Genomic DNA, 7,044 nt, shown 5'->3' with positions numbered 1-7,044 from the left:
GACGCAGCTGAAACGACAAGCATGGAAATTCCAAACTCGCCGCGCTTAAAGATAGACCGGCGAGATTGCCGCGACCGCTAACTCTGCTCGCCGCGGATATATTTGCTCCGCTAGCCGTAGCAAAGCAAAAGCGGCTCGTCAGCAAAGCTAGCGATAAAAATTAATCGCAACCCATATGCAAAATAGCATAACTGCACGATTTGCGGACGGGCTAACAAAGCTAAAGCGAGCCGATTAAAATTTAAGCTTTAGCTTGCGGCGCTTAAAAGCCGACTTAAGCCTAGACGCTATGCGAGCGATATGCTGCGACACGGCGTCTAAGCCTCAAGCTACATTAAGACCGGAATTTTGGTCTTTTGCAGGAAGTATTTCGACGCGCCGCCTAGGAATATCTCTTTTATGCCGCTGTCTGAGTGCAAGCCCGCGACGATTAGATCGAAATCGCCCGCGTCGGCGTACTCTAGTAGCACCTGTCCCGGGATCTTGCCCTCGACATTCAGTGCCTCGAAAACATCAATTTTAATGCCGTGCAGAGCCAGATAATCGCTTATACGGCGCTTCGTTTCGGCAAGATCATCCTGAAGGTAGTGATTTGCGGTAATGACGGTGATAGATTTGGCACGCTGCAAAAGCTCCAGCCAATTATCGAGCGCTCGCGCAGACGCCGCAGTGCCGGTAAGCGAAACTAAAATTTTATCCGCCCTAAACTCCTTCAGCTTGCGCGGTATGACGATGCAAGGCTTGCCGCTTTTGGTGACCGCCGCCTCGAATGTGCCCGTGATAGATCCCGTAGGCGGCACCGAAACCAGCACCAAATCGCAATATTTGGAGTATTTCTCGACCAGCTCGGAGCGGATACCTACCATATGCCTCAAAGCGGCGCTATTTGGGACGTGATCGTCGTCGTTTTGATCTAGGCCCAGCTTGGCGCATTCGGCGTCGAAGATCGCCTTGATCTCCTCGCGCTCAGCCCTCATCTCATCGCCCGCTGATTTTAAAAATTCCTCCATCAGTACGCCGCCTTTTAGCGTCATACGGACATTGTAGATCATCTTAGGATCGAGCTGGCACGCCATTATGTTGATGTGCGTACCGAAAAATTTATTCACTAGTAGCGCTCCGTGTATGCGCTCGGCTAGCTCCTCGCCGCCGCCGATAGGGAAAAAAATCTTTTTAAGCTGCATCTCATACTCCTATTAAAATTTTAAGCTAATTCCAGTGAAATTTTAGTGCCTTTCTGATCGGTCACGCGCACGCGCACCACATCGCCCGCACGATAAGGCGTCGTGATAAATTTAGCGCGCAGTAGCCCGTCCACGCCGTCTCGCAGCGAGATGAAGGTACCGAAATCCAGTACGCTTTGCACCACGCCGTCAAACTCCTCGCCGATTTGAAATTTTACCTCTTTGCGTTCGCCGCGCGGCCTGCGAAAATCGCGAGAATTTGAGACTATCGATAAAATTTTATCTTTCGCGCCCGATACGCCGCCCGATTTTGCGCCTTGGATCTTAACCTCGCCCTTTTCGCGATCCAAATCGATATTTACGCTGAAGCTTTCGGTGATCTCTTTGATAACCTTGCCGCCTTGGCCGATGATGTCGGGGATTTTACTCGGATCGACGCTAAAAATTTCAAGCTTCGGAAGCACGTCCCTATTTATAACGATCGCCGCATCCGCCTGCTCCATAAGGCCCAAAATATGCGCGCGAGCCTGCTTTGCCTGCGCGAGAGCCTCTTTTAAAACCTCCAGGCTGATGCCGCCGAGCTTGATATCCATCTGAAGCGCGGTGATGCCCTCATAGGTGCCCGCGACCTTGAAATCCATATCGCCGTCGTGATCCTCAAGCCCCATTATGTCGGTTAGCACGGCGTGTTTTTCGCCCTCAAAAATTAAACCCATCGCGACGCCCGCAACGAGCTTTAGCGTAGGTACGCCCGCCGCCCGAAGCGATAGCGCGCCGCCGCAGACCGAAGCCATCGAGCTTGAGCCGTTACTCTCTAAAATTTCGCTCACCACGCGGATAGACTGCGGCGAGTTTAGATCGATGCTCGGATATAGCGCTCTTTTGGCTAAATTTCCATGTCCCAGCTCGCGTCTGCCGGGGCTTTTGAGCGGGCTTGCTTCGCCGACGCAAAAGCCCGGGAAGTTATAGTTAAACATAAATCTATCGCTAATCGGCTCGAGCTGCGTTAGGCTGTCGCTTAGCTGCGCGTCGCTATCGCCGCCTAGCGTAGTGACGACTAAAGCCTGCGTCTGCCCGCGCGTAAATAGGCAGCTTCCATGCGCACACGGCAGGATATTTGTCTCGATACTTATCGGGCGCACCTCATCAAGCGCGCGTCCGTCAGCTCTACGGTGATCCTCGATGATCTGCGTGCGGATGATGCCGCGCTTATACTTGCCGATGACGCTGGAGATCACCTCTTTGCTCCATTCGTTTTGCGCCGCGGCCTCGGTCGTCAAAATTTGATCCACGATTTTATTTAGTTCGGTAGCGCGTTCGCTCTTTGCCATCTGATTGATCGCCGCTTTGACGGCGTCTTTGTAGTTTGCGTCGATAAAATCCGCGATATCCTCATCCTCTATCTCAGGCTTGTACTCCAGGCTCGCATCCGGCTTTTTAAGCGGCAGAAAAGCCTCTTCGTAGGCGCCCGAACCCACACTTATCGCCTTTGCGGCAAAATCGATCGCATCTACCATCAGATCTTCGCTAAATTCATTCATCTGTTGCGCGCCGCCATTAATCTGCGGCAAGGAGCGCATCTCTATCATCAAAAGCTCATCGCCGACGCCCGCTACGTAAAGATCGAGCGCGCTAGCTTTAAGCGCGGAGTTGCTCGGATTTAAGATGAAGCTTCCGTTTTGATAACCTATGCGCACGCCGCAAACGGGCGCTTTAATCGGGATATCGCTAAGATACAGCGCCGCAGACGCCGCATTAAGAGCAACGACTTGCAGATCGACTTCGGGGTCTGCAGATAGCACGTAAACTACGATCTGCGTCGGATACGCGTATCCCTTTGGAAAGAGCGGGCGCAGCGAGCGATCTATGATGCGGCTCGTTAGCGTCTCAAAATCGCCCGGCTTGGTCTCGCGCTTGATGTAGCCTCCAGGGATTCTGCCCGCTGCGTACATCTTTTCGATATATTGCACGGTAAGGGGTAAAAAGTCCTCTTGTACCTGCGTCTCTTCGCGCGCTACGGTAGCTAGCACTACGGTGTTTTTCACGCGCAAAAGCGCCGCGCCCGCGGCTTGCTTTGCGACCTTATTGATATCGAAAATTTCGGTATTGCCATTTACTTCAATTTTGCACTGCATTAATTTTCTCCTTGTTTTTGTTAGTCTCGTGAAACGGCAGATAAAGCGGGCATTTGTTTAAAATTTGCATTATCTCCTCCGCGCTTGAGAGCGTTTTTTCTTTGTAATAAAAATCCACGTTCACAAAATCTCTAATTTTGTGAACAGCATAAATTCCATCTACTAGCATGGCGATCTCGTCTGCATTATCGCTGCCGATAACGGGCGTGGCGTAAAAGATCGCTTTGGCGTTTAAGCTTACGAGCGTCTTTATGCAAGTAAGTGCGGTCAGCCCGCTCTCACACCCCTCATCTACCAAGATGATGTTTTTTTTCTCTAAATTTCCCAAAAGCTCGCCCTTGCGAAATTTATACATGTTTTTTAAAATTTTCTCCTCATAAAGTCTGTTTGCCTGTCCGTAAACATAATCCAGGCTGATGCCGAAGCTTCGCACGAGCTCATCTACCATCACGATCTCTTGGGTTTCGCTTACGCACGCAATCGCACATTCCGGATTATTTGGCGCCAAAACGGGCTCAGTAAATAAAAACTCATAAGCAAGCCCCAGCTTTAGAGCAAGATGGTTTGCGATAGGAAGTGACTCCAAAGACTGAGCGATTATTAGAAAATTATCGTTTTTGATCACGGTAGCGGGTAAAATTTCTGAAAGTTTCATCGCGGCGTCGATTTGGTTTTCAAACATCAGCTCAGCTCTAGGCGTCATTATTTTTCGCTTCCGTATTCGCTATCTACTGAAAAATCATACCCTACTCCGCCGAACGGATAGAAATTTACGAGAAAGTAAATTCCGCGCTCCTTGCTTGCTTTGCTGTAGCCGGTCGTACTGGTATTTTTAGGCTCGATATCCTCTTGATACACAAAAGAGTAATTCCAACACTTGCGCGTATGAGAAAGCCCCACGCGCCACATTTTAGAATAAGATCGCTCCAAGTCGTAATCCCAACGCCCAAAAATTTTATTATTCCTAGGTAAATTTACCGAGGCGTTTACGATGCCGTAGTTATCTTTCGTATAGCGTTTAGGCTCCATGCTTAGCTTTTCGTATTCGTAAGCGTGACTAAGTCCAAAGCTAAAGTCATCGTTGGAGTAGTTGGCGTAGGTATAGACCTTATCGAAGCTTTTATATTTATGCGAGTAGGTAAAGCGATTTCCGATATTTAGCCCATTTGCAAAATACGCATCGATGCGGTGTTCTAAATCGTCAAACTCATGATCGTCGAAGTCATATCGCTGCTTGACGCTATGGCGTAAGAATTTACGTCCGTCTTCATTATAAAAAAACTGCGTCATACTTAAAGCTGCATTTTCGTGAGTGTATTCGTCACTAAGCTCACTTAAGAAGTTATCCTCCCAATAAAGCGAGTCTTGCAAGTTACCCAGCCGCGAGCGATCTACTGCGCCGCGAGCAAGGTCGTATTTATACTGATGATACTTTAAAATTCTATCCTCGATGTCGCCTTGCTGCCAGCTTGGAATTCTAAAATCCGCCCTCCAGCTCATCGTATGATACAAGCTATCGTAAGCCCTGGCTACGTCGGTGTAGAGCGAAAGCTCGGTGTATTGATTAGCGTAGAAAGTGCTTTTATCCTCGCCAAGATCTCCGTTTGCGTAGTAGAATTTATCGTGCCAATCGATATTGGTCATATACACTCGCTCGGTAAAGGCGAAATTTAAATAATCCGCCAGTAGCGGCGTGCTTATACTAATCGGTACGTCAAACTCGTATTGACGAGCAGTCGCACCCTCCCATCTGGTGTAATTACGCGCCTTCGCATCAAGCGAATAGATCAAATTTGGCAGTCCCAAATCATTGCTAAATTTATGATATTGCAGCGTCGGCAGCTCTTGGACGGTATCTTCGTTGCGGAAGGTATTATCGGCGTTTAGCTTGCTTGTATCGATATAGTAGCGTCCGTAAGCGCCAAAATAGTGCTCGTCTGAGGTCAAATAATAATTCAGCCGCGAAGTTACGAGCGAATTATCCGCATCGTCGCTAAGGCCGCCCTTTTCCTTCAGATCGTAGTATTCAAGGTCGTTTAGCTGAGTAAAATCGATCCATAAATTTTCGCGCAGATCGCCGTCTAGCAAATAGGTCGCGAGCTTGCTGCGATCGTATTGCACCTCAAAGCCGTGGTGGCGCTCGTTTTTGTATTCGAGGCGTTTTTGCGCCCGCGAAAAGTTATCGAAGATTCCGCCTCTAATCTCTCCGTAAGAGTACGGGGATTCCGTAAAGCGAAAGGTGCCGTAGGCGCCAAAGCCCCTTCTGCTGCGCACCTGCGGATCGAGCTGAAAATCCCAGCTATTGTAAGGCGCGAAATAGATCGGCTGCTTATAATATATCCCTTCCTTGCTGATGAAGCCGGCCTCGGGAGGTAGCAAGCCCGTGCGGCGCGTGCGGTCGGTCGGGAAGCCGAAATACGGCAGATAGAGCACCGGCACGTCGCCCACGTAAAATCTCGGATTAAAAAGATGGAGGAATTTGCTCTCTTTATTGAGCATGCCGCTGCTAAATTTGATACGCCAATCAGGATCGGTAACGTTGCAACTAGATACGCTGGAGCCCTCCACGCGGTAATACTCGCTGTCGCTGCAGCTGGCGTCGTTTTGCATCCAAAGCTCGGAGTCCTTATCCATCATAAAATTTACGTCGGCTTGCTGCTTATCGTTTTTCAGATCGATTTTGACATGCTGCGCACGCGTAGTTTCACTGCTGCCACGCATCGCATTGACGTTACCAAAAAGCTCGATGATGCCGTTTTGCTCGTCGTATGTAGCGCGATCGGCGGTGATAAAGTAGTCCTGCGAATACACCGTTACGTTGCCACTAGCCTCCGTCAAAAAGCCGTTTTTCTCGACATTATCTGCTATAAGCTCGACGTCTTGGACCTTTGCGCTCGCACTGCTTGCTAAAAGAGCGCTAAAACTAAGCGCTAGAATTTTAAATTTTTTACTCTTTTTCAATCTCTACCACCAATGTTTTCGCCGCCATATCATGCAGGCTCTGACGCGAGTTCGTAAAAAGCGCCACCAAAAATCCCATATAAAAGATCATCTCGCTTATCAACCTAACCGCCGCACGGATCGCTGCAGTAGCGATATCTATAGAGCTGCCGTCAGCGCGGACGCAATAAATTTTAACCGCGAGCTTGCCTAGCGTCGCACCGTATAGATAGACAAAAATCGCCTGATATAAAAATTTTATTATCGCGTAATGCAAAATGAATTTTGACGCGATCTTTTGTACCTCAAGATTGCTTCCGCTCTGCGCCGCTGCGACAAGCTCTGGCTCGTCAATAGCAAATAGCACGACCACAAAAAGCGTTGCGCTCACCGCTTCGTCGATACTAAACGCGATTACGCGCTTGCTAAGCGGAGCGACGATCAAATTTTATCTCTTAAGGCTTGATACGCGATATCGCGCCTATACTGCGCGCCGCTAAATTTTATATTTTCGCACAGCGCGTAAGCCGCATCGCGCGCCTGCTTTAGGCTCTGCGCGACGCCCACGCTTACCAAAACGCGCCCGCCGCTAGCGTAAATTTGCCCGTCCCGCTCGCTCACGCCTGCATAGCAGATATGCGCTCCCGCGGGAATTTCGCCGACCTCGATCAATGCAGGCTGCGAAGAGCCGTAAGGGTAGCGCTCGCTAGCCATCACGACGCCCACTGCGAATCGCTCTTTTAAGCTTATGCTACTTAGCTTGCCTACGGCGGCGTTGTATAAAA

General features: G+C 49.5%; 6 protein-coding genes. All 6 read right to left on the bottom strand.

What is annotated here, in order from left to right:
* Nucleotides 1-329: 329 nt before the first annotated feature.
* Entirely contained in the window at nt 330-1,184 is an 855-nt protein-coding gene (locus tag Q0257_RS02140; RefSeq protein WP_298020983.1) for a universal stress protein, read from the bottom strand.
* Nucleotides 1,185-1,204: 20 nt separating this feature from the next.
* Complete coding sequence (locus Q0257_RS02135; protein WP_298020982.1) at nt 1,205-3,319, bottom strand: polyribonucleotide nucleotidyltransferase; 2,115 nt, start codon at nt 3,317-3,319, stop codon at nt 1,205-1,207.
* Nucleotides 3,303-4,022: a phosphoribosyltransferase family protein gene (locus Q0257_RS02130; protein WP_298020979.1), complete on the bottom strand. Its 720-nt coding sequence runs from the start codon at nt 4,020-4,022 to the stop codon at nt 3,303-3,305. The genes Q0257_RS02135 and Q0257_RS02130 overlap by 17 nt, the downstream gene beginning before the upstream one ends.
* On the bottom strand, nt 4,022-6,280 hold the full coding sequence (locus Q0257_RS02125; RefSeq protein WP_298020977.1) for an LPS-assembly protein LptD: 2,259 nt from the start codon (nt 6,278-6,280) through the stop codon (nt 4,022-4,024). The genes Q0257_RS02130 and Q0257_RS02125 overlap by 1 nt, the downstream gene beginning before the upstream one ends.
* A complete protein-coding gene (locus Q0257_RS02120; protein WP_298020975.1) occupies nt 6,267-6,704 on the bottom strand; it encodes an RDD family protein in 438 nt (145 codons plus the stop codon). Before Q0257_RS02120 ends, Q0257_RS02125 begins: the two co-directional genes overlap by 14 nt.
* Nucleotides 6,701-7,044, bottom strand: a 344-nt coding sequence (locus tag Q0257_RS02115) for a phosphoribosylglycinamide synthetase C domain-containing protein (RefSeq protein ID WP_298020971.1), incomplete at its 5' end; no start/stop codon positions are given. The genes Q0257_RS02115 and Q0257_RS02120, both read right to left, overlap by 4 nt.

This window comes from uncultured Campylobacter sp., assembly GCF_938018035.1.
Classification (GTDB): Bacteria; Campylobacterota; Campylobacteria; order Campylobacterales; family Campylobacteraceae; genus Campylobacter_B.
This window is presented reverse-complemented; position numbering and strand designations above follow the sequence as displayed.